The sequence below is a fragment of the Agromyces sp. PvR057 genome (genome assembly GCF_040547485.1).
In the GTDB taxonomy this organism is placed as follows: Bacteria; Actinomycetota; Actinomycetes; order Actinomycetales; family Microbacteriaceae; genus Agromyces.
In genome coordinates this window covers 1,014,602-1,035,536 of record NZ_JBEPPT010000001.1, presented here as the reverse complement: position 1 = coordinate 1,035,536, position 20,935 = coordinate 1,014,602, and the positions used below count along the sequence as shown (strand labels likewise).

At 71.1% G+C, this 20,935-nt stretch carries 17 protein-coding genes; 4 read left to right on the top strand and 13 right to left on the bottom strand.

Annotated elements, in window-relative coordinates; all coding sequences use genetic code 11:
* From ABIC29_RS04595 to ABIC29_RS04555, 9 genes are all read right to left on the bottom strand, one after another.
* Nucleotides 1–786 (bottom strand): glucosamine-6-phosphate deaminase, encoded by a 786-nt coding sequence (locus ABIC29_RS04595; RefSeq protein ID WP_116081042.1) that lies wholly within the window; start codon nucleotides 784–786, stop codon nucleotides 1–3.
* A complete protein-coding gene (locus ABIC29_RS04590; RefSeq protein WP_116081041.1) occupies nucleotides 771–1,697 on the bottom strand; it encodes an ROK family protein in 927 nt (308 codons plus the stop codon). The genes ABIC29_RS04595 and ABIC29_RS04590 overlap by 16 nt, the downstream gene beginning before the upstream one ends.
* Nucleotides 1,694–3,223 carry a glycoside hydrolase family 3 protein gene (locus ABIC29_RS04585; protein WP_354243173.1) on the bottom strand — a complete coding sequence of 510 codons (1,530 nt, stop codon included), beginning with the start codon at nucleotides 3,221–3,223 and terminating at the stop codon, nucleotides 1,694–1,696. The genes ABIC29_RS04590 and ABIC29_RS04585 overlap by 4 nt, the downstream gene beginning before the upstream one ends.
* A complete protein-coding gene (locus ABIC29_RS04580; RefSeq protein ID WP_354243171.1) occupies nucleotides 3,220–4,149 on the bottom strand; it encodes a carbohydrate ABC transporter permease in 930 nt (309 codons plus the stop codon). The genes ABIC29_RS04585 and ABIC29_RS04580 overlap by 4 nt, the downstream gene beginning before the upstream one ends.
* Entirely contained in the window at nucleotides 4,146–5,129 is a 984-nt protein-coding gene (locus tag ABIC29_RS04575; protein ID WP_354243169.1) for a carbohydrate ABC transporter permease, read from the bottom strand. Before ABIC29_RS04575 ends, ABIC29_RS04580 begins: the two co-directional genes overlap by 4 nt.
* 130 nt (nucleotides 5,130–5,259) lie before the next feature.
* On the bottom strand, nucleotides 5,260–6,507 hold the full coding sequence (locus ABIC29_RS04570; RefSeq protein WP_116081037.1) for an extracellular solute-binding protein: 1,248 nt from the start codon (nucleotides 6,505–6,507) through the stop codon (nucleotides 5,260–5,262).
* 64 nt (nucleotides 6,508–6,571) lie between these two features.
* Nucleotides 6,572–7,807, bottom strand: coding sequence for an ROK family transcriptional regulator (locus ABIC29_RS04565; protein ID WP_116081036.1), 1,236 nt, complete (start codon nucleotides 7,805–7,807; stop codon nucleotides 6,572–6,574).
* 76 nt (nucleotides 7,808–7,883) lie between these two features.
* Nucleotides 7,884–9,767, bottom strand: coding sequence for a heavy metal translocating P-type ATPase (locus ABIC29_RS04560; RefSeq protein ID WP_354243166.1), 1,884 nt, complete (start codon nucleotides 9,765–9,767; stop codon nucleotides 7,884–7,886).
* Between the two features lie 132 nt (nucleotides 9,768–9,899).
* Nucleotides 9,900–11,117, bottom strand: a complete 1,218-nt coding sequence (locus ABIC29_RS04555; RefSeq protein WP_116081034.1) for an NADP-dependent isocitrate dehydrogenase — start codon at nucleotides 11,115–11,117, stop codon at nucleotides 9,900–9,902.
* Between the two features lie 196 nt (nucleotides 11,118–11,313).
* On the opposite strand from ABIC29_RS04555, the gene ABIC29_RS04550 reads away from it, so the two are divergent.
* The gene (locus tag ABIC29_RS04550) at nucleotides 11,314–11,766 is read left to right on the top strand and encodes a GNAT family N-acetyltransferase (RefSeq protein WP_055856075.1); all 453 of its coding nucleotides are present in this window, start codon (nucleotides 11,314–11,316) and stop codon (nucleotides 11,764–11,766) included.
* A 55-nt stretch (nucleotides 11,767–11,821) separates the two neighbouring features.
* The gene (locus ABIC29_RS04545) at nucleotides 11,822–12,136 is read left to right on the top strand and encodes an MGMT family protein (RefSeq protein ID WP_116081033.1); all 315 of its coding nucleotides are present in this window, start codon (nucleotides 11,822–11,824) and stop codon (nucleotides 12,134–12,136) included.
* A 60-nt stretch (nucleotides 12,137–12,196) separates the two neighbouring features.
* On the opposite strand, the gene ABIC29_RS04540 is transcribed toward ABIC29_RS04545, so the two are convergent.
* Nucleotides 12,197–14,005, bottom strand: a complete 1,809-nt coding sequence (locus ABIC29_RS04540; RefSeq protein WP_354243161.1) for a sensor histidine kinase — start codon at nucleotides 14,003–14,005, stop codon at nucleotides 12,197–12,199.
* A complete protein-coding gene (locus ABIC29_RS04535) occupies nucleotides 14,005–14,667 on the bottom strand; it encodes a response regulator (protein WP_199471338.1) in 663 nt (220 codons plus the stop codon). The genes ABIC29_RS04540 and ABIC29_RS04535 overlap by 1 nt, the downstream gene beginning before the upstream one ends.
* Before the next feature lie 218 nt (nucleotides 14,668–14,885).
* Here ABIC29_RS04535 and ABIC29_RS04530 point away from each other — a divergent pair, with 218 nt between their 5' ends.
* Together ABIC29_RS04530 and ABIC29_RS04525 are read left to right on the top strand one after the other, a co-directional pair.
* Complete coding sequence (locus tag ABIC29_RS04530) at nucleotides 14,886–15,458, top strand: hypothetical protein (RefSeq protein WP_116081031.1); 573 nt, start codon at nucleotides 14,886–14,888, stop codon at nucleotides 15,456–15,458.
* Nucleotides 15,455–16,870: a type III PLP-dependent enzyme gene (locus tag ABIC29_RS04525; protein WP_354243157.1), complete on the top strand. Its 1,416-nt coding sequence runs from the start codon at nucleotides 15,455–15,457 to the stop codon at nucleotides 16,868–16,870. Before ABIC29_RS04530 ends, ABIC29_RS04525 begins: the two co-directional genes overlap by 4 nt.
* A 137-nt stretch (nucleotides 16,871–17,007) precedes the next feature.
* Here the strand turns inward: ABIC29_RS04525 and ABIC29_RS04520 are convergent, their stop codons facing one another.
* A complete protein-coding gene (locus ABIC29_RS04520; protein ID WP_116081029.1) occupies nucleotides 17,008–18,813 on the bottom strand; it encodes an ABC transporter ATP-binding protein in 1,806 nt (601 codons plus the stop codon).
* Nucleotides 18,810–20,708 (bottom strand): ABC transporter ATP-binding protein, encoded by a 1,899-nt coding sequence (locus ABIC29_RS04515; RefSeq protein WP_354243154.1) that lies wholly within the window; start codon nucleotides 20,706–20,708, stop codon nucleotides 18,810–18,812. The genes ABIC29_RS04520 and ABIC29_RS04515 overlap by 4 nt, the downstream gene beginning before the upstream one ends.
* Nucleotides 20,709–20,935 lie beyond the last annotated feature (227 nt).

Sequence of the window (20,935 nt, the reverse complement as noted above, 5' to 3'; positions counted from 1 at the left end):
TCAGATGCCCTGCCACCCGGGCTTGTTGTTCCACGCGTGGCGGTAGTAGTCGAGGTTCTCGAGGAGGGACGCCGCCGCCTCGTCGACGATCACGGTCGTGTGCGGGTGCAGCTGCACCGCGGATCCGGGCTGGCTCGCGGTCACCGGCCCCTCGACCGCAGCCGCGATCGCCTTGGCCTTGGCCTCGCCGAACGCGAGCAGCACGAGGTGGCGCGCCCGCAGGATCGTGCCGATGCCCTGCGTGATGCAGTGCATCGGGACCTCGTCGGGCGAATCGAAGAACCTCGCGTTGTCGGCGCGGGTCGGCGCGGTCAACGTCTTCACGCGCGTGTGCGAGGCGAGCGAGGACCCGGGCTCGTTGAAGCCGATGTGCCCGGTGCGCCCGATGCCGAGGATCTGGATGTCGATGCCGCCGGCCGCGTCGATCGCCGCCTCGTAGTCGGCTCCGGCGTGCTGGATCGAACCGGGCTCGCCGTTCGGCACGCGCACGAGCTCGGGCGTCAGCCCGAGCGGCTCGACGACCTCGCGCGTGATGACGGCGCGGTAGCTCTCGGGGTGACCGGCCGGAAGGCCGACGTACTCGTCGAGCGCGAAGCCCCGGACGCCGCGCACGTCGAGCGACTGCGCGGAGATGCGGTCGGCGAGTGCACGGTAGGTGGCGAGCGGGGTCGAGCCCGTCGCCAGGCCCAGCACCGCGTCGGGCTTGCGACGGATGAGCGAGACGATCGAGTCGGCGACGAGGTCGCCAGCCGCGCGCTCGTCTTCGACGATTACGAGTTCAGCCATGAAGGTTCTCCAACGAGTGCGGCACCGACGGCGGCCGCGGGGAATCCGAGCGGGATGACCTGCACCCGCCCTGCGAGATCGGTCGAGGCGAGGAAGGGTGATCCCCCCGCCCATTCGTTCAGGATACGGCGAATGCCGAGCAGGAGCGGTTCACCGAGCGACGCGAGTCCGCCGCCGATCACGATGTCGTCGACATCCGTCGTGAGGGCGAGCAGGCGGACCGCGGAGGCCGCGCCGCGGAAGAACCGGTCGCGCACCTCGATCGCGCGCTCGTCGCCGGCGTCGGCCGCGTCGAAGAGCTCGCGGGCGGGCAGGGGGTGCTCGGTCGGCCACATGCGCGCGATCGCCGACCCGGAGGCGAGCGTCTCGAGGCAGCCGCGCTGACCGCAGCCGCAGACCACGCCGGCGGGGTCGACCGGGATGTGCCCGATCTCGCCGGCGACCCCGTGTCCGCCGCGCAGGAGCTCGCCGTCGAGCACGATGCCCGCGGCGAGACCGGTGCCGAGGTTCAGGTAGGCCATCGAGTGCGCGGTGATGCCGTCGGCGACGCCGAGCAGGTGGTGCGCACCGAGCGCCGCCGCCTTCACGTCGTTCTCGACGCGCACGGCGACCCCGAGCTCATCGGAGAGCCGCGGGCCGAGGTCGAGGCCCTCGAGTCCGAGGTTGACGGCGTGCTCGACCCGACCGGTCGTGCTGTCGACGGCGCCGGGGATGCCGATGCCGATCGACGAGAACGACGCGGCCGTCACCCCGGCGAGCTCGCTCATGCGCGCCACGACCTGGAGCGCGGTCGACACGACCTCGGGAGCCCCGAAGCCGGTCGGCAGCGACACGAGGTCGCTCAGCTCGCCGTCGGCGCCGATCGCGACCGCGGCGGTCTTCGTGCCGCCGATGTCGATGCCGAGCCTCATGCGACGCCCGCCGTCTCGGGGGCGAGCGCCGACCCGACGAACGAGAGCAGGGCCGAGCCGATGAGCCGCGAGGCGCCGAACGTCGACACGTCGGCGTAGGCGCGATCGTTCGACGGCCAGCCCATGTCGACGGTCACGACGTCGTCGCGCCCGGCGCGCAGGCGCTCGATCGCGTCGACGGCGAACGGATGCCGGTGCAGGTCCTTGCCGACGACGAGCACGGGGCCCGCGAGGTCGGCGACCTGGTCGAGCGGCGAACCGTCGGCGACGCGGACGACCGCGGCATCCTCGAACCATTCGGGGACGCCCTCGACGAGCGAGCTCGCGAACGGACCCCACGGCGCGACGCCCACCGCGATGTTCGCCACCGTGTCGACGCGCACGACCGTGCCGATGCGGGATGCCGACGCCAGGCGCGTGCGCGCGGCATCCGACACCTCGAAGGACGCGGCGAAGGCCGTGAGCTCCTCGGCGTCATGCGCGGGCTCGACGACCGCGACCGCAGCCGGGATCGACGGCTCATCGGCGCTGAGCGACCGCACGCGGGACGCGGCCTCGCGGATGCGCGCTGCGGGCAGGCGACCCGCGGCCACCGCGCCCTCGACCGCGGCCACGATCTCGTCGAGCTGCGCGTCGGAGTTGTCGGAGCCGATGCAGAGCAGGTCGCAACCGGCGGCGAGGGCGAGCACGGCCGCCTCGGGGATGCCGTGCACGCCACTCGCCCCCTTCATGTCGAGGGCGTCGCTGACGATGACGCCCTCGAACCCCAGCTCCCCGCGGAGCAGGCCTTGCAGAATGCGGGAAGAGAGGGTGGCTGGATGCTCCGCATCGAGCTGCGGGAGCAGGATGTGGCTGGTCATGATCGTTCGGGTGCCGGCGGCGATCGCGGCTCGGAACGGAACGAGCTCGCGCTCCCGAAGCGTCTCGAGCGAGACGTCGACGACGGGCAGCGCGAGGTGCGAGTCGGTCGCGGTGTCGCCGTGGCCCGGGAAGTGCTTCGCGCTGGCGGCGACGCCCGTGGACTGCACGCCGCGGACCCACGCCGAGGTGTGCCGCGCGACGAGCTCTGGGTCGGCGCCGAAGCTGCGCACGCCGATGACCGGGTTGTCGGGGTTGGAGTTCACGTCGATGTCGGGTGCGAAGGTGACGGTGCACCCGGTGGCCGCGAGCGCCCGGCCGACCTCGTGGGCGACCCGCTCGGTCAGCTCGGTCTCGTCGAGTCGGCCGAGCACGGCGTTGCCCGGGTACGGCGCGCCCCGGTCGTAGAACAGGCGGGTGACATCGCCGCCCTCCTCGTCGATCGCGACGACCGCGAGCGGGTTCGCGTCGCGCAGGCTCGCGTTGAGCGCGAGGAGCTGCGCGGCGTCGACGATGTTCGGACCGAACACGCACACGCCGCCGAGTCCGCCTCGAAGGCGGGCGAGCAGCCAGTCGGGCGCGGTCGTCCCGGCGAAGCCGGGGAGCAGGGTCGTGTGGATGTCCCGGCGCAGGTCGGCGCCCGCGTCGGTGTGGTGCTGCGCGCTCATCCCTTGACGGCTCCGCTCACGAGGCCGCCGGTCATGCGTCCCTGCACGAAGAGGAAGAAGATCACCACGGGCAGCGCGATGAGCGTGGATCCGGCCATGACGGCACCCCAGTTCGTCGCCTCGGTGGCGGACTGGAAGGAGTTCAGCCACGGCGGGAGCGTGAGGTTGTAGCCCTTCATGAGCAGCAGCGCCATCGTGAACTCGTTCCAGCTCTGGATGAAGGCGAAGATGCCCGTCGAGACCAGGCCGGGAGCGAGCAGCGGGAACGTGACCTTCCAGAATGCCTGCGCCTTGGTGCAGCCGTCGATCTGGGCGGACTCCTCGAGCTCGGCGGGAACACCGGCGACGAACCCGCGGAGGGTCCAGATCGTGAACGGCACGACCGAGGCGAGGTGCACGATGAACAGCCCGATGAGCGTGTTCATGAGGCGCCAGTCGTCGATCATGTTGTAGATCGTGAACATCATGGCCTCGCCGGGCACCATCTGCACGACGAGCACGCTCACGATGAACACGTAGCGGCCGCGGAAGGCGAACCGGGCGATCGCGATCGACGCGAGGAACGCGAAGATCGCGCAGACGATGACGACGGCGATCGCGACGATGACGCTCGAGCCGAGGGCGTGGGGGAAGTCGGTCTGACCGGGCGCCGCCTCGCGGGTCCAGGCCGTCACGTAGTTCTTCATCGTGAACTCGGCCGGGAAGAAGCTCGGGTTGCGGCTGATGATCTGGTTCGGCGGGGTGAACGACATGTTCACCATCCAGTAGACCGGGAACACCGAGCAGAGGAACACGAGGATCGCGACCGTGTTGATCACGGCCCGCGGGGCGCGACTGCGGAGGGTCCGGCGAGGCTTCTGGGTGCGGGGCGTCATGCGCCCCGGCGTCTCGGCGAGTTGGACGGCGGGAGAGATCTGGGTGGTCATGCCGTCTCCTCCTTCAGGCTGTTGCGGACGTTGAAGTAGGAGATGCCCATGAGCAGGATCACCATGAACACGCCGATGGCGGCGGTCACGCCGAACTCGCCCAGGCCCTGACGGAACAGGTAGGTGCCGAGCACGTTCGTCTCGGACGCGATGCCGCCCTGCTGCTGCAGCGCGTACACCTGCGTGAAGATGCGGAGGTTCCAGATGGTCTCGAGCACGATCACCGCGGTGATGACGTTGCGGAGGTACGGCAGCACGATGAGCCGGAACCGCTGCCAGGCGTTCGCACCGTCGAGCTGCGACGCCTCGAGCACCTCCTCCGGCACCTGGCCGAGGCCGGCGTAGAGCGTGAACACCGCGAACGGGATGCCCTGCCAGACCACGATGAGGATGAGCACGAAGAAGAACGACAGCGGGTCGATGAGCCAGGAATGACCCCGGAAGTCGTTGGACTGCGTGATGGTGTTCAGCGCCCAGTTCACGATGCCGTAGTCGGTGTCGAAGATCCAGCCGAAGACGACGGTCGCCGACAGGGGCGGCATCGCCCAGGCGAGCAGCAGGCCGACGGAGACGAGCAGCCGCCAGCCCTTCGTGAGCTTCAGCATCAGCAGGGCGATCAGCATGCCGCCGACGACGATGAGCACGGTCAGGATGACCATGAGGGCGAGGCTTCGGGCGAGCACCGCCGGGAAGTCCGACTCGGTGAAGACCTCGAGGTAGTTGTCGAAGCCGACGAAGTTCGCCGGCGTGCCGAGCATCTTGTTCTTGATCTGGAGGTCGGTGAACGACGTGATGAACATGACGATCGTCGGGTAGACGACCATCACGGCGAGGAGGACGATGCTCGGGGCGAGCAGCATCCAGGGCGCGAAGGGGAACTTCTTCTTCCTGGGGCTGCGGCCCGCGGCGGTGTCGGGTCGCGGAGGGCGGGTACCGGGCGTGCGCGGCGCTGCGTCGTGTTCCGTGAGGGTTGCGCTCATCGGCTGCTCCTCGGGGTGGTCGCGAGGGGATCGCGGGTGGGACTGATGGTACGGGGGCGGGACGATTCCCGGCAGGGGAACGGGGGGCGGAGCTGTGTGGGTCTCCGCCCCCCGCGTCGGGCTCGACAGGCTAGCTGTTGAGGATGTCCTCGATCTGCGCGTCGAGGTCGGTCGCGATCGACGTCACGTCGCCACCCTGGGCGATCTTCACGAGCGCCTCCTGGATGATCTGCGCTGCCTCGACCTCGGCCCACTTCGGGGTCGTCGGGGTGACCTTCGAGTTCTCGAGCGCCACGGCCTGGGCCTTGGCGATCTCGGTGTCGGGGAGGTTCGCCGCCGAGGCGGTGAGGCCCGGCGTCAGGCCACCGGCGGCCAGGAGGTCCTGGTAGCCGGCGCTCGCCATGATGTCGAGCGCGGCACGGGCCTGCTCGGGGTTGGCGCTCTTCGTCGCGACGGCGACGTTCGAGCCACCGGCGAAGATCGGGGCGGTCTCGCCGGCCTCGGCGCCCGGGAGGGCGAAGGCCTTGAGGTCGGCACCGTAGGTGTCGGGGCAGCCGGGCGCGTCGGCGTCGGCCGGAGCGTTGATCGACCACTGCACCCATGCCGGCGCGGAGAGGAAGAGGTCCTCACCGGCGCAGAAGGGAACCTGCGGGTCGGTCTCGTCGCCGTCCTTGGCCGCGTTGGACGCGTTCAGGTAGACGTCCTGGAGCTGGGTCAGGCCCTCGATGCCGCCCTCGCTGGAGAAGCCGGCCTTCCAGGTGTCGCCGTCCTGCTCGGCGATGAAGCCGCCGTGCGACCAGACGTAGGGCAGCGCGTTGTACCAGTCGCGACCCGGAGCCCAGATGCCCGAGAGGGTGTCGGTCTTGCGAGCCTTGCCGGTCGCCACGTACTCGTCGAGCGTCGTGGGGACCGCGGTGTCGCCGAGGATCTGCTGGCTGTAGAAGACGATGCGTCCGCCGGCGTAGTACGGAGCGGCGTAGAGGTCGCCGTCGTAGGTGGCCGACTCGACGAGGCCCGGGAGGTAGTCGTCGGTCGCGAAGTCGTCGAGCGGGAGGAAGAGGCCCTGGTCCGCGAAGCTCGCGGTCTGGGTGTTGCCGACCTCGACCACGTCGGGCGAGTCGTTCGACTGGAGGGCTGCCGCGTAGGTGTCGCTGACGTCGGCCCAGGTCTTCTCCTCGACCGTGAGGGTCCAGCCGTCGTTCTCGGACTCGAAGGTGTCCTTGAGGTACGCGCGCGCATCCTTGGGCGTGTCGGTGCCGACGACCCAGACGGTGATCTCGCCGCCGTCAGCCGACGTCGACTCGCCGCCACCGGTGCTGCAGCCGGCGAGGGTCAGGGCAGCGGCGGCGCCGAGGGCCACAATGCCGAGTTTCCTCATTTGCGTTTCCTTTCATGGGATGTGGGTGGCAGCGGGGGTTCGCTGCACCCTTGGTGCGTGGGGCCTAGGAGACCCCGAGTTGTCCGGAGAGGACCATGACGGCCGCGCCGCGGAGGACGATGTCCTGCGCCTGCTCGGTCATCCGGAGCCTCAGATCACGGTTGTGTTCCGCCATCGTCCGCGTCCGGAGCGTTTCGACGGCCGCCAGGGCGAGGGGGCCGTCAAGCAGTTCGGCGGGGCCGCTGAGCGCGACCTCCGACAGGTTGAGGGCACCCACGACGGGTGCCAGCACGATGCCGAGCCGGCGGCCGGCCTCGGTGAGGATGGCCTCGCGCTCGGATGCCGCGTGCTCGCCCGCCTCGACGGCGTCGAGCTGTGCGGTGAGCCGGGGCACGGCGAGCCAGGTCTCGAGGCAGCCGTGCTTGCCGCACGCGCAGCGCGGGCCGCCGTCGGTGCCGACGGTGACGTGGCCGATCTCGCCCGCGGCGAATCCGCCGCCGATCACGGGGCGCCCGCCGATGATGAGTCCGGCGCCGACACCGTGGCCGACCTTGACGAGCAGGAGGTCGTCGGCGGTCGACACGCCGTGCTCGGCGAGCACGGCGACGTTCGCGTCGTTGCCGACGTGCACGGGGAGGTCGAAGGCGGCGTTCAGGCGACCCTGCAGGTCGAGGTCCTGCCAGCCGAGGTTCGGCGCCGAGCGGATGACGCCCTGCGGGTCGACGACACCGGGCGAGCCGACGCCGATGCCGAGCACGGGCGCGGTCGCGGCGGCCACGAGCCGGGCGGCCAGGGCGTCGACGAGGGCGACCGCGGCGTCGCCGGTGGCGCCGTCGCGCGGCACCTCGGCCCGCGCGACGATGCCGCCGTCGAGGTCGACGATCGCGCCGAGGAAGCGCTCGTGGTCGGAGAGGTCGATGCCGATGATCTGGAACGCGACGCGATCGACGTCGATGAGGATCGCCGGCTTGCCCGGGCGGGAGTCCTCGCGCTGCCCGAGCTCGACGACGAGGCCCTCGGCGATCAGCTCGGCGACCAGGTCGGAGACGGTGACGCGGGTGAGGCCGGTCTCGCGGGCGACGTCGGCCCGGCTCTGGGGGCCGATCGTGTAGAGCGTCTGCAGCACGAGCGCCCGGTTGTGGCTGCGTGCGTGCTCCGGAAGGACCTTGCCGGTGGGACGCAGGGCACGCGACCTGGTGAAGATCGGCGCGTTGTCGAACGGCGCGGTGAGCACGTCTGCGCCGACCCCGGTGGGGGTCGGGCTCTCGAGGATCTGACCTCGCTGCGCCTCCGTTGACATGTTTGTTAGTAAAGCTTACGAACAAACGAATTGCAACCGTTCGCCAGAGCTTTTCCTGCCCGTTATCCAACCGTGATCAGCGCGCGACGACCTCGGCCGCGGCGCCGGATGCCGCCTCGCGCGAGGCCTCGGCATCGAGTCGCCCGCCGATGGCGCGCAGCGCTGCGAGGATCGTGATGAGGTCGACGACCTCCTGCAGGATCGCTCCCACGGTCGCGGGGATCACACCGAACGCGGCGACGAGCATCAGTGCGACGCTCACCAGGATTCCCACCCAGATGCTCTGCAGCGCGATGCGGACGGTATCGCGGCCGATCCGGACCGCCTTGGCCACCCTGGAGAGGTCATCGACGAGGATCACGGCCGACGCCGATTCGCTCGCCGCCGTCGCGCCCTTGGCCCCCATCGCGATGCCGACATCGGCCGCGGCGAGCACGGGCGCATCGTTGACGCCGTCGCCGACCATGATCACGGGCCGCTCGGCGATGCGGGCCACCTCCTGCACCTTGTCGGCGGGCAGGCAGTCGGCACGCACGTCGCCGATGCCGAGTTCCGCTGCGATGTGCTCCGCCGTCGCCTGCGCGTCGCCGGTCAGCATCATCGTCCGCCGCACCCCGAGCTCCGCGAGCTCCGCGAGCGTGGCACGGGCGTTGTCCCGCACCCGGTCGCTCGCGAGCAGCGCACCCGCGTACGTCCCGTCGATCGCCACGTACACCGCGAGTTCGCCGGGGGCGATGACGGTGCGCACGGCGTCCGGTGCGTGTTCGCGCACGAAGGCGAACTTGCCGACCACGACCTCCCGCCCGTCGATGCGGGCCCGGACCCCGTTCGTCGCGGTCTCCTCGGCCGACTCGGCCTCACCCAGCGGCAGGCCGCGATCGCGCGCCGCCGCGATGAACGAGGCTGCGAGCACGTGCGACGAGTACTGCTCGGCGGTGGCGACGGCGGCGAGCACCTCGTCCGCTCCGACGCCACCTGCCGCGCGGATCGCCACGAGCGTCGGCTCGCCCCGCGTGAGCGTGCCCGTCTTGTCGAACACGGCCGTCTTCGCCGAGGAGAGCTGCTCGAGCACTCCCCCGCCCTTGACGATGACGCCATTTCGCGCAGCGCGGCTCATGCCCCCGATGAACGCGACGGGCGCGGCGATGAGCAGCGGGCACGGTGTCGCGAGCACGAGCACCTCGGCGAAGCGCACGGGGTCGCCCGAGACCCACCAGGCGACGGCACCGAGCGCCAGGGAGAAGACCGTGAACGGCACCGCGTACCGGTCGGCGAGGCGCACGACGGGCGCCTTCGACTCGGCGGCCTCTGCCACGAGCGCCACGATCTGCTGGTACTGGCTGCGCGCCGCGGTCGCCGTCGCGACGATCTCGACCGCGGTCGACCCGTTCACCGCGCCGCTCAGCAGGGCATCGCCCGTGCGCTTCTCGACGGGCACGCTCTCACCCGTGATCGAGGACTCGTCGAGCGTCGTCTCGGCCGACCGCAGGGTGCCGTCGACCGGGAGGATCTCGCTCGGCCGCACGAGCAGCACGTCCCCCGGCCGCACCTGGTCGGCGCGGATGTCGACGATCGAGTCACCCTCGACGCGGTGCGCGAGCTGCGGCGCCCGCGTGAGCAGGGCGTCCAGCTCGCGCTTGGCGCGGCGGTTCGCATAATCCTCGAGCGCCTCACCGCCCGTGAGCATCAGCACGACGAGCAGCGCGGCGATGTACTCGCCGACCGCGACCGTCGCGACGATCGCCGTGATCGCGAGCACGTCGAGGCCCCAGTGCCCGCGGAGCATGTCGCGAACCATGCCGACGGCCTGCCATGTCGCGATGGCGAGGGCGTACCCGCTGAAGATCCAGACCACGGCGGCCCCCGCCCCGGCCATCGCGAGCACGATGCCGAGGCATCCGATCGCGATGGTGAGCGTGACCGCCCAGTAGCGACGGGCGAGCGTCAGGATGCGGGCCATGCCCCCATCCTCCCGCCCGACCGCGGGTGGTGCGGCCGACCCGCGGGGCGTGGCCGCGGATGTCGCGGCGCGCCGGGAGACGACACGAGGGGCGGATGCCGCAGCATCCGCCCCTCGTGTGCGACCCGTCGGCTATGCCGCGATGCGGGCCTTGAGGTTGTCGGCCAGCGTCTGGAGGAACTCCTCGGTCGTCTGGTAGGCCTGCTCGGGGCCGACGAGGGCCGCGAGGTCCTTCGTCATGGCGCCCGACTCGACCGTCTTGATGACGACGTCCTCGAGGGTCAGCGAGAAGTCGATGAGCTCCTGGTTGCCGTCGAGCTTGCCGCGGTGCGCGAGGCCGCGCGTCCAGGCGTAGATCGAGGCGATCGGGTTCGTCGAGGTCGGCTTGCCCTGCTGGTGCTGGCGGTAGTGGCGCGTGACGGTGCCGTGCGCGGCCTCCGCCTCGACGACCTTGCCGTCGGGCGTGGCCAGGACCGAGGTCATGAGGCCGAGCGAGCCGAAGCCCTGCGCGACGGTGTCGGACTGCACGTCGCCGTCGTAGTTCTTGCACGCCCAGACGTAGCCGCCCTCCCACTTGAGGGATGCCGCGACCATGTCGTCGATGAGGCGGTGCTCGTAGGTGAGGCCGGCGGCGTCGAACGCCTCCTTGAACTCGGCCTCGAAGACCTCCTGGAAGAGGTCCTTGAAGCGGCCGTCGTAGGCCTTGAGGATCGTGTTCTTCGTCGAGAGGTACACGGGGTAGTTGCGCGAGAGGCCGTAGTTGAGCGAGGCACGGGCGAAGTCGCGGATGGACTCGTCGAGGTTGTACATGCCCATGGCGACGCCGGAGCCCGGCGACTGGAAGACCTCGAACTGCTGCGGCTCGGAGCCGTCCTTCGGGGTGAAGGTCATCGTGAGCGTGCCCTCGCCCTCGAAGCGGAAGTCGGTGGCGCGGTACTGGTCGCCGAACGCGTGGCGGCCGACGATGATCGGCTTGTTCCAGCCGGGCACGAGGCGCGGGATGTTCGAGATGATGATCGGCTCGCGGAAGATCACGCCGCCGAGGATGTTGCGGATCGTGCCGTTCGGCGAACGCCACATCTTCTTCAGGCCGAACTCCTCGACGCGCGCCTCGTCGGGCGTGATCGTGGCGCACTTGACGCCGACGCCGTGCTTCTGGATCGCGTGCGCGGCGTCGACCGTGATCTGGTCGTCGGTCTCGTCGCGCTTCTGGATCGACAGGTCGTAGTACTCGAGGTTCACGTCGAGGTACGGGTGGATGAGCTGGTCCTTGATGGCCTGCCAGATGATGCGGGTCATCTCGTCGCCGTCGAGTTCGACGACGGTGCCTTCAACCTTGATCTTGGACACGTTGGGTGGTCTCCTTGCGGTCGTTCGGGAAGATTCGAGGAAGCCTCGAGCGGGCGCGCGAACGCCACCGATGAGTTTACCTCGTCGGTCGGAATATCTTGACATCGAGACATCCCGGGCCTGATCGGAGGCCGCGCCGAGTGTTCATGACGCCATCGCTACCGACTCCGGCTCCCCACAGGTTAGCCTTGGCAGCATGGCTGAGCTGAGACTGGAAGAACTGTCCGCGTCGAACATCGTGGCGGCGAACACGCTCTCGCTGAAGCCGGGCCAGGAGCAGTTCATCGCTCCGGTCACCTACTCGGCAGAGGCCTCGGTGGTGAATCCGATCACGTCGTGGCAGCGCGTGGTCACGCTCGACGACCGCGTCGTCGGCTTCATCCACGGCAACTTCGACCCCGAGAACGCCCACGAGGAGTTCCGCGCCTGCATCTGGCGCATCAACGTCGACGCGGGCGCGCAGGGCAAGGGCGTCGGACGGTTCCTGGCCGAGTCGCTCGCCCAGGAGGCCAAGCGTCGCGGCTTCGACCGCATCACCGTGCTCTGGGAGCCGGGCGAAGACGGTCCGGAGGCGTTCTTCCACCGCATCGGCTTCGCCGACGTCGGCGAGACCGCGTACGGCGACGTGATCGGCGCGCTCGCGCTCTGAGCGCCGAGCTCCGCACCTGATCCCCGGCCGGGCACCGACCATCGTGGGCGAGCGGATGCCGCAGCACCCCGTGGGCTTCGTCGAGGCCGTGCTCGTCGTGGTCGCCGACATCCCGCCAGGGCAGGTGGCGACGTACGGCGACGTCGCCGCGCTGCTCGGGTCGCGTGGAGCGCGCGCCGTCGGCAGCGTCATGGCCCATCACGGGTCGGACGTCGCGTGGTGGCGCGTCATCCGCGCGGGCGGCCGCCCGCCTGCCGGGCACGCCGAGTCCGCACGGCCGCACTACGAGGCCGAGGGCACGCCGCTGCTGCCCGCCGCGAACGAGGACGGCTACCGCATCGACCTGCGCACGGCCCGCTGGCGCGCCTGATCGGGTGATCGGGTGATCGGTTGATCGACTGCTCGCCTGCCCGCCGGTTGCCGTCCGGGATCAGAGGCCCCAGGCGGCTGCGCCCCACCGGGCCTCGCCGAGCGGGATCCGCACCGTGAGGGTCGTGCCCGCACCCGGCGGACTCTCGACGGTCAGGCTCCCGTCGACCGCCTCGATGCGGTCGCCGATGCCGAGCATGCCCGTGCCGCCGTCGACCGACGCGCCGCCGACGCCGTTGTCGCGGACCTCGAGCACGAGATCGCCGTCGACCACGTGGGCGCGCACCCACGCCCTCGTCGCCCACGAGTGCTTGGCCACGTTCGCGAGCGCCTCGGCGATGGCGAAGTAGGCGGTCGACTCGATGAGCTCCGGCAGCCGGCCCTCGCCCTGCACCTCGACCTCGACGGGGACCGGGCATCGACCGGCGAGCTCGGGCACGGCGAGCACGAGCCCGCCGGAGCTGAGCAGGCTCGGGTGGATGCCGTGCGCCAGTTCGCGGAGTTCGCGCAGCGCCTGGTTCAGGGTGAGGATCGTCTGCTCGAGCTCGTCGGCGAGCCCCGTCTCGCCTGCGGTCCTCGCGGCGTTCGCCGACAGCCGGAGCTGCATGCCGAGGGACACGAGGTGCTGCTGTGCGCCGTCGTGCAGGTCGCGCTCGATGCGCCGCCGCGCCTCGACGCCGGCCTCGACGATGCGCTGGCGCGACTGGCGCACCTGTTCGAGCGTGCGCTCGATCTCGGAGCGCAGGCGGCCGTTGTCGACCGAGAGGCGCAGGGCGCTCGAGACGCCGTCGAGCAGCCGCATGTTGTCGGTGAGCACCCGGTCGTGGCGGATCAGCGCGATCGGCGCGCCGAGGGGCGACGACACCGGGAGGATGCTGTGGCCCGCCCGCGAGCCGATGTCCTCGTCGGAGATGGGGTCGCCCGCGGCATCCGCATATCTGCCTCTGGCCTCGTCCCACCAGAAGACGCGCACCGAGGCGTCGCGCAGCGTGCGGGCGAGGGACTCCGCCCAGAGGCCGCGGTCGGCGCCTTCGCGCGTGATGCGCATGAGGTCGGCGACCCGCGCGCGCATGTTGCGGGCGTGCGAGACCCCGGCGTCGAAGCTCACCGGGATCGAGGCGATCGCGATGAGCGACACCGTGCGGAGCACCATGTCGGTCGTGGGCGTGAAGACGTAGGCGACGGCCTGGGCCGCGAGGGTCGTCGCCCACGCGAACAGCGCGACGGGCATCAGGAACGCGACCGTGCGGGCGGGGACGCTCGCGCGCACCCAGCGCACGAGCAGGCGCCCGGCGATCACGAGCGCGAGTCCGACGCCGATGATGCGGTAGCCGATGTCGGTCACGGCGAACAGCAGCGGGGCCTCGGCGAGCTGGTATCCGTTCGGCGAGCAGCCGCACGGGTTCGCGTCGGGCCCGGCGAAGAGCACGACGACGAGCAGGTTGACGATGAACGAGACGATCGCGATGCCGGCGATCCACCGGTCGAACCGTCCGCTCAGGCCGCCCTTCGGATAGACGAGCACGAGGACGCCGGCCACGACCGCCCACGCGAGGTCGACGCCGCGCACGACGGGCCACACCCACTGCCATCCGCCGATGACGTAGTAGATCGACTGCGGGATCCAGAGCACGACGAACGCGATCATGAGCCGGGCTGGGGTGCGCGCGGGGCCGATCTGCCACGCGACGCCCGCGCACGCGGCGAACACGAGCGGCACGAGGGCGTGCAGGGTCGTATAGGAGACCTCGGGATGCTCGGGGGCGGGCGTCGCGAGGAAGCCGCCGATCTCCATCGCGAGGCTGAGGGCGACCGCGATGGTGATGGTGAGCGTGCGCCTGACGATCCGGCCTTTGCGGCCGGGGGCCATCACCGTTCGCCGAGGAGGGTGAGCACGGCGAGCACGCGCCGGTGGTGCTCGGGCGACTCCTCGAGGTCGAGCTTCTGCAGGATGCTCCGCACATGCGTCTCGACGGTCTTCAGCCCCAGGAAGAGGGTCTGCGCGATGCCTCCGTTGGAGTACCCCTGCGCCATGAGTTCGAGCACCGACCGCTCGCGCTCGGTGAGCCTGGAGATCGGGTCGTCGGCGCGCGTGCGCTTCACGAGCTGCTCGACGACCTCGGGGTCGACGACCGAACCGCCGGACGCCACGGTCTCGACGGCCCGTACGAGCGTCTCGGGCTCGGAGACGCGCTCCTTCAGCAGGTAGCCGGTGCCGCTGCCCGCCTGCATGACGCGCAGCGCGTACTCGGGCGTCGCGTACATCGAGAGCAGCAGCACGCCGATCGTCGAGCCGCTCGCGCGGATGGTCTCGAGGGCGCGCACGCCCTCGTCGCGGTGCGTGGGCGGCATCCGGATGTCGAGGACCGCCGCGTCGATGCCGCCGCCGCGCACGGCCTCGACGAGTTCGTCGCCCGTGCCGACCGAGGCGACGACCTGGATGCCGCCGCCCTCGAGCACCTTCGCGATGCCTTCACGCAGCAGGAGGGCGTCATCGGCGATCGCGACGCGCAACGGGCGGGCATCGTTCATCGGGTGCACCCTCCGGTCGTCAGGCACGCAAGCAGCGGGGGCTCGCCCGCTGTGGCGACCATACCGCCACGGCGTCGGAGCGCAGTACCCCCAAACTAGGGGTGTCGAGAACCGGTCGTCGCGGCGTGCACCGTGTCGGGCGACTCAGTGCCAGCCCAGACGCCGAATGCGTGGAGGCACGGATGCCGCGCTCCTCCGCCTCGCGGAGGCTTCATGCCATGACCTCGAACCGCGCCCGGGCACGTGGGTGGCTGCTGCGCTACCTCCCGCTGGAGGTGTGCGGCACCATCGCGGCGTTGGTCGGGGCGTGGCTCGCCTTCGACGCGTCGGGTTCGCTCGCGGTCGCCGCCCTCGTGGGCAGCCTCGCCGAGTCCGTCGGCTACTACGCGATCGTCGTGGTGCGGACCGCTCGCGGCCATGCAGCCTCCGATCGCGTGCTGCGGCTCGGCGGCGGCGTCCGCGCCGCGCTCGCCACCTCGGGGCTGACGCTGCGCAGCGTCGCCGTGGAGTTCGGCCCGGCCGAGGTCGTCGACTCCGTGCTCGTCCGACCCGCCCTGCTCTGGGCCGCCGGCGCCGTCTGGGGCGCGAACCCGGGCGCGTGGCTCCTCGGCAAGCTCGCCGCAGACGCCGTCTTCTACGCGATCGCGATCGTGTCGTTCGAGCTCGGCCGGCGGATCGTGCTGCCTTCTGCTTCTGCTTCCGCTTCCGCCGCCGCCGCGGCAGGCCGACCCTCCCCCACCGCCATCCTCCGGCCGATCGATCGGCCGCTGACCACTGGAGCCCCACGATGACCGTCACCACCACCGAGCACGGCCGCCATGCCGACCGAGGACCGTCAGGGGTCCGCCGCCGGCGCCCGACGCCGGCGGAGCGCCGAGCCGCGCGACGCGGCACCGTCGGGCCGGCGGGAACCGCAACCGGCCGCCCCGACGCAGACGGCGCCGCGACGAACGTCGGTGCCGCGCCCGAGGTGCCGCCGCATCGCGAACTCGCACGGCGGCAGCTCGCCGAGGACGCGCGACGCCTCGACCTCGCCGGCCTCGTCGAACGGCACGGAACGCCGCTGCTCGTGCTCGACGCCGACCGGATCACCTCGCAACTGCTCGAACTGCGCCGGCACCTGCCCGGCGTGGAGATCAACGTCGCCCTGAAGGCGCTCCCCCATCCCGAGCTCGTCCGCGCCGTCGACGCGTTCGGCGCGAGCTTCGACGTGGCCTCGCGCGGCGAACTCGACCTGCTCGAGGCGGAGGGCGTCGACGTCGCGCGCTGCGTGCACACCCACCCGGTGAAGTCGATCGCCGAGCTGACGGGCGCGTACGCTCGCGGCGTCCGCACCTTCGTCGTCGACGACCCCGGCGAGGTCGACAAGTTCGCCGGCCTGCCGTCGGACGCGCGCGTGCTCGTGCGGCTCTCGTTCCCGAACCCGGATGCCGTCTCCGACCTCTCCTCGAAGTTCGGCGTCGTGCCGGAGGCGGCGCCCGACCTCGTCGCCCACTGCCTGCGCGCGGGCCTCGACGTCGCCGGGTTCACGTTCCACGTCGGCAGCCAGACCACGAGCGCCGAGCCGTGGCGGCGCGCCATCGCCCGCGCGCTGCGGCTCATGCGCGACGTCGAGGGCCGACTGGGCGTCGAGTTCGACACGCTCGACATCGGCGGCGGGTTCCCCGTCGCGTACGACGAGCCGGTGCCGGCGCTCGCGGTGCTCGCGCACGGGATCCGCGACGCCCTCGCCGCCGTTCCGGCGCGCTACCGCGTGATCATCGAGCCCGGACGGTTCGTCGCGGCCCCCGCGATGACCCTCGTGACCCGGGTGATCGGCACGGCGACGCGGGTCGACGGTCGCTGGGCGCACCTGGACGACGGCCTGTACGGGGCCTACTCGAACATCCCCGCCGAGGGCGTGCACGCGCTGGTGTTCGCCGCGTCGGAGCTCGCGTACCGGCCGCCGGCCGACGAGGGCGCCGAGCGCGCCGTCCGTCGCCTGCGGGAGCGCTCGAACGAGCGGGTCACCCTCGCCGGACCGACGTGCGACAGCGTCGACGTGATCGCGCGCGGGCTGTCGCTGCCGCCGCTCGCCACCGGCGACCTGCTCGTGAGCCCGATGATGGGCGCCTACACGTCGGCGACCGCCACCCGGTTCAACGGCATCGATCCGACGCCGATCCACGTGGTCGGCCGCGACGGGCACGCGGTGACGCGCTGAGCCGCGCCGACCGTCGCCGAGCGCGCGGCCACCCGCGGCGGCCCCCGGCGAGCGCGCACCCGCACGCCGACGGCCGCCCGCGGCATCCGCTCATGGAGGAGACGGATGCCGCGGGCGGCCGTATCGAACCTGGGGGCTCAGACCAGCGAGTCGCGCCAGGCCGCGTGCAGCGCCGCGAACCGGCCCTCGCCGCCGATGAGGTCGGCGGGCGCGCCGTCCTCGACGATGCGGCCGTGCTCCATGACGAGCACCCGGTCGGCGATCGCGACCGTCGACAGGCGGTGCGCGATGATGATCGCGGTGCGGTCGGCGAGCAGCGTCTGCAACCCCTCCTGCACGAGTCGCTCGCTCGGGATGTCGAGCGAGCTCGTCGCCTCGTCGAGGATCAGCACGGCCGGGTCGGCGAGGAACGCACGGGCGAACGAGATGAGCTGGCGCTGTCCCGCGCTCACGCGGCCGCCGCGCTTGTTCACGTCGGTGTCGTACCCGTTCGGCAGCCCCTCGATGAACTCGTGCGCGCCCACCGCCTTCGCGGCGGCGACGATGTCGTCGAACGAGGCGTCGGGCTTCCCGAGCGCGATGTTGTCGGCCACCGAGCCCGAGAAGAGGTACGCCTCCTGCGTGACCATGACGATCGCCCGGCGAAGGTCCTTCGGGTGCAGCGAGCGCAGGTCGACGCCGTCGAGTTCGATCGCGCCGTCGCTCGGGTCGTAGAACCGGGCGATCAGCTTCGCGAGGGTCGTCTTGCCCGCGCCGGTCGAGCCGACGAGCGCGATCGTCTGCCCGGCGGGCAGGTCGAGGCCGAAGCGCGGCAGGATGACGCGATCGGGCGTGTACGCGAACTCGACGTTCTCGAACCGCACGTGGCCCGACGCCTTCCAGAGGTCGACCGGGTGCGCGGGGTCGGGCACGCTGGGCTCCTCCTCGAGGACACCCGAGATCTTCTCGAGCGCGCTCGACGCCGACTGGTAGCCGTTGTAGAACACCGCCACGTCTTCCATGGGGTCGAAGAAGCGCTTCACGTAGAGCACCGCGGCCAGCAGCACGCCGATCGCGAGGCTGCCCTCGGCGACGCGGAACCCGCCGAACAGGATGGTCACGGCGACCGCGGTGGCCCCAACGAACGCGAGACCCGGGTTGAACACGGCGAAGAGGCCGAGCACCTTCGCGTTCACGTCGCGGTAGTCCTCGACGAGTTCGCCGAACTCGTCCTCGTTGCGCTTCTCGGTGCGGAACGCCTGCACCGCCCTGATGCCCGTCATCGTCTCGACGAACTTCACGATGAGGCTCGCCGACGCCACGCGCGAGCGACGGAACAGCGCCTGCGAGCGCACCTGGAACCATCTCGTGAGCAGGCTCATCGGGATCATCGCGCCGAGCAGCACGAGACCGGAGAGGGGGTCGAGCAGCACGAGCATGATCGCCGTGAACAGCATGTACATGAACGACCGCACGAGCAGGGTCAGGCCTTCGTCGAGCAGCTCGCGGATCGCATCGAGGTCGCTCGTCTGACGCGAGATGATGCGCCCCGACGTGTACGACTCGTGGAACTCGAGGCTGAGCTTCTGCGTGTGCAGGAACACCCGCGTGCGCAGGTCGATGAGCACGGCCTGGCTGACCCGCGCCGAGAGGCGGATGTAGATCGCGATCATGAACGCGCCGATGAGGCCGGTGCCGAGGTACGCGAGGGCCGAGAGGCCCGCCGGGAACCAGTTCTGCTCGAGCAGCGCGGGAATGCCGCTGTCGATGCCGAACGCGATGATCGCCGGGCCGGCGGCCTGCGCGGCCGAGGAGAGCACGATCGCCGCGGCCGTGAACCACAGACGCGTGCGCTGCGGCTGCAGCAGCGAGCCGAGCAGGCGCAGCGAGCGCCTGCGGATCTCGCGGGACTCGGCCTTCGTGTAGTCGAGGCGTTCTTCGCCCTGGACGCCGGTCACGCTCATGATGCGGCTCCTTCGCTGATCTGGGTCCCTGACGTTCTCGGGTGGTGGTCGGATGCCTCGGACCGGTCGGGATCGACCTCGCCGAAGCCCGGCTGGTTCGCGGCGTCGTCTTCGAGGCTCGAGATGACGAAGCGGTAGTGCTCGCTCTCGCGGAGGAGCTCGGAGTGCGTGCCGACCGCCGTGACGCGGCCGTCCTCGAGCAGTGCGACCCGGTCGGCCATCATCACGGTCGAGGGCCGGTGGGCGACGATGAGCGCGGTGGTCGACGCGAGCACCGCGCGGAGCTCGGCCTCGACCCTCGCCTCGGTCGCGACATCCAGCGCCGACAGGGGGTCGTCGAGCACGAGCACGGCGGGCTTGGCCGCGACGGCCCGAGCGAGCGCGAGTCGCTGGCGCTGACCGCCGGACAGGCTCATGCCCTCTTCGCCGACCTTCGTCTCGACGCCGTCGGGCAGGTCGTACGCGAAGCCGGCCTGCGCGATGCGCAGCGCCTCGTGCAGCACCTGCTCGGCGGCTTCGCCTTCGAGCCCGGGGCGGCCCAGCAGCACGTTCGCCCGCACCGAGTCGCTGAAGAGGGTCGCGTCCTCGAACGCCATCGCGATGTGCCGACGCAGTTCCTCACGCGAGAACGCGCGCACGTCGACGCCGTCGAGCGTGATCGAGCCGCCCGTGACGTCGTAGAGGCGCGTGGTGAGCGCGGTCATCGTCGTCTTGCCGCAGCCGGTGAGGCCGACGAGCGCCATGGTCTCGCCGGGCCGGATGTCGAGGTCGACGCCCTGCAGCAGGTCGCCGAACCGTTCGGGCGAGTCCTGGTAGCGGAACCGCACGTCGGTGAAGCTCAGCGCGCCGACCGGCTCGCCGAGCACGCGCGGCACCTCGGGGTCGACGACGGTGTTCTCGCTGTCGATCACCTCGAAGAAGCGGTCGGTCGCGGTGCGGGCGTCGAGCGCGAAGGCCAGGAGGAAGCCGATCGACTCGATCGGCCACGCGAGCATCGTCGCGGTCGCGAAGAACGCGACGAGCGTGCCGACGCTGAGCTCGCCGTTCGCGGTCAGCCAGATGCCGAGGCCGAGGCAGAGCGAGACCGACAGAGCCGGCACGAGCAGCAGCCACGCCCAGATGTTCGCGTCGAGGCGAGCCTTCTCGATCTCGGTGCTGCGCAGCGACTCCGCCTGCTTGCGGAAGCTCGAGAGCGCGTGCTTGCCGCGCCCGAACGCCTTCAGCACGCGGATGCCGTGCACCGACTCCTCGACCGCCGTCGCGAGGTCGCCCGCCTGGTCCTGGCTCAGCCGCGACATCTCGGAGTAGCGGCCCTCGAACCGGTAGCCGATGATCCACAGCGGCATCGCGCAGACGAGGAACACGAGCCCCAGCATCCAGTTCATCGACACGAGGATGCCGATGCCGACGACGATCGTCAGCAGGTTCACGAACGTGAACACGAGGCCGAACGAGAGCCAGCGGCGCACGAGGCCGAGGTCGCTGACGGCGCGCGAGAGCAGCTGGCCGCTCGGCCACTTGTCGTGGAAGCTCACGGGCAGGTCCTGCAGCTTGGCGTACAGGGCGTTGCGCATGCGCGACTCGACGCGCGTGCCCGGGCCGACGACCACCCAGCGACGGAGCGCGTAGAACAGGGCCTCGAGCACGCCGAGGCCGAAGATGAGCAGTGCGAACGGCACGACCGCGGCCGCCTCGCCGTCGGCGAGCGGGCCGTCGACCATCGACTCGAGCACCTGCGGGATGGAGAGGCCGATGAGCTGGCCGGCAGAGGCGAACACCGCGCTCAGCACGAACGCGGGTGCGGCCCGGCCGATGAAGACGCGGAGGCGCCAGAGCGCGCGCACGGCGTTGGGGGCGGCGGGATCTTGGTGGTGGTGGTGCTGGGTGGCGGACAAAGCCGTGTCCCTTTCGAGAGTGAGTGCGAGACGACCGCGTGTCTGTGCGGTTCGGCAGCGCGCCGACCACTCGGGTCGTGGCGCTGAAAGGCGTCGCGAGCGACGCGGATGCGGGGCTACCGCTGATCAGGCAGGCGGGGCCTGCGGGGCCGGGTGCGAACTACCCTGAGATGCCCGTGACCCGGGAGACCGGACGCAGAGCGCTACCGGCCACGAACGGGCGGGCG

Coding starts and splice junctions, on each gene's coding strand:
- ABIC29_RS04595 (WP_116081042.1), bottom strand. CDS start 786: ATGGCTGAACTCGTAATCGTCGAAGACGAGCGCGCGGCTGGCGACCTC.
- ABIC29_RS04590 (WP_116081041.1), bottom strand. CDS start 1,697: ATGAGGCTCGGCATCGACATCGGCGGCACGAAGACCGCCGCGGTCGCG.
- ABIC29_RS04585 (WP_354243173.1), bottom strand. CDS start 3,223: ATGAGCGCGCAGCACCACACCGACGCGGGCGCCGACCTGCGCCGGGAC.
- ABIC29_RS04580 (WP_354243171.1), bottom strand. CDS start 4,149: ATGACCACCCAGATCTCTCCCGCCGTCCAACTCGCCGAGACGCCGGGG.
- ABIC29_RS04575 (WP_354243169.1), bottom strand. CDS start 5,129: ATGAGCGCAACCCTCACGGAACACGACGCAGCGCCGCGCACGCCCGGT.
- ABIC29_RS04570 (WP_116081037.1), bottom strand. CDS start 6,507: ATGAGGAAACTCGGCATTGTGGCCCTCGGCGCCGCCGCTGCCCTGACC.
- ABIC29_RS04565 (WP_116081036.1), bottom strand. CDS start 7,807: ATGTCAACGGAGGCGCAGCGAGGTCAGATCCTCGAGAGCCCGACCCCC.
- ABIC29_RS04560 (WP_354243166.1), bottom strand. CDS start 9,767: ATGGCCCGCATCCTGACGCTCGCCCGTCGCTACTGGGCGGTCACGCTC.
- ABIC29_RS04550 (WP_055856075.1), top strand. CDS start 11,314: ATGGCTGAGCTGAGACTGGAAGAACTGTCCGCGTCGAACATCGTGGCG.
- ABIC29_RS04545 (WP_116081033.1), top strand. CDS start 11,822: ATGCCGCAGCACCCCGTGGGCTTCGTCGAGGCCGTGCTCGTCGTGGTC.
- ABIC29_RS04540 (WP_354243161.1), bottom strand. CDS start 14,005: ATGGCCCCCGGCCGCAAAGGCCGGATCGTCAGGCGCACGCTCACCATC.
- ABIC29_RS04535 (WP_199471338.1), bottom strand. CDS start 14,667: ATGAACGATGCCCGCCCGTTGCGCGTCGCGATCGCCGATGACGCCCTC.
- ABIC29_RS04530 (WP_116081031.1), top strand. CDS start 14,886: ATGACCTCGAACCGCGCCCGGGCACGTGGGTGGCTGCTGCGCTACCTC.
- ABIC29_RS04525 (WP_354243157.1), top strand. CDS start 15,455: ATGACCGTCACCACCACCGAGCACGGCCGCCATGCCGACCGAGGACCG.
- ABIC29_RS04520 (WP_116081029.1), bottom strand. CDS start 18,813: ATGAGCGTGACCGGCGTCCAGGGCGAAGAACGCCTCGACTACACGAAG.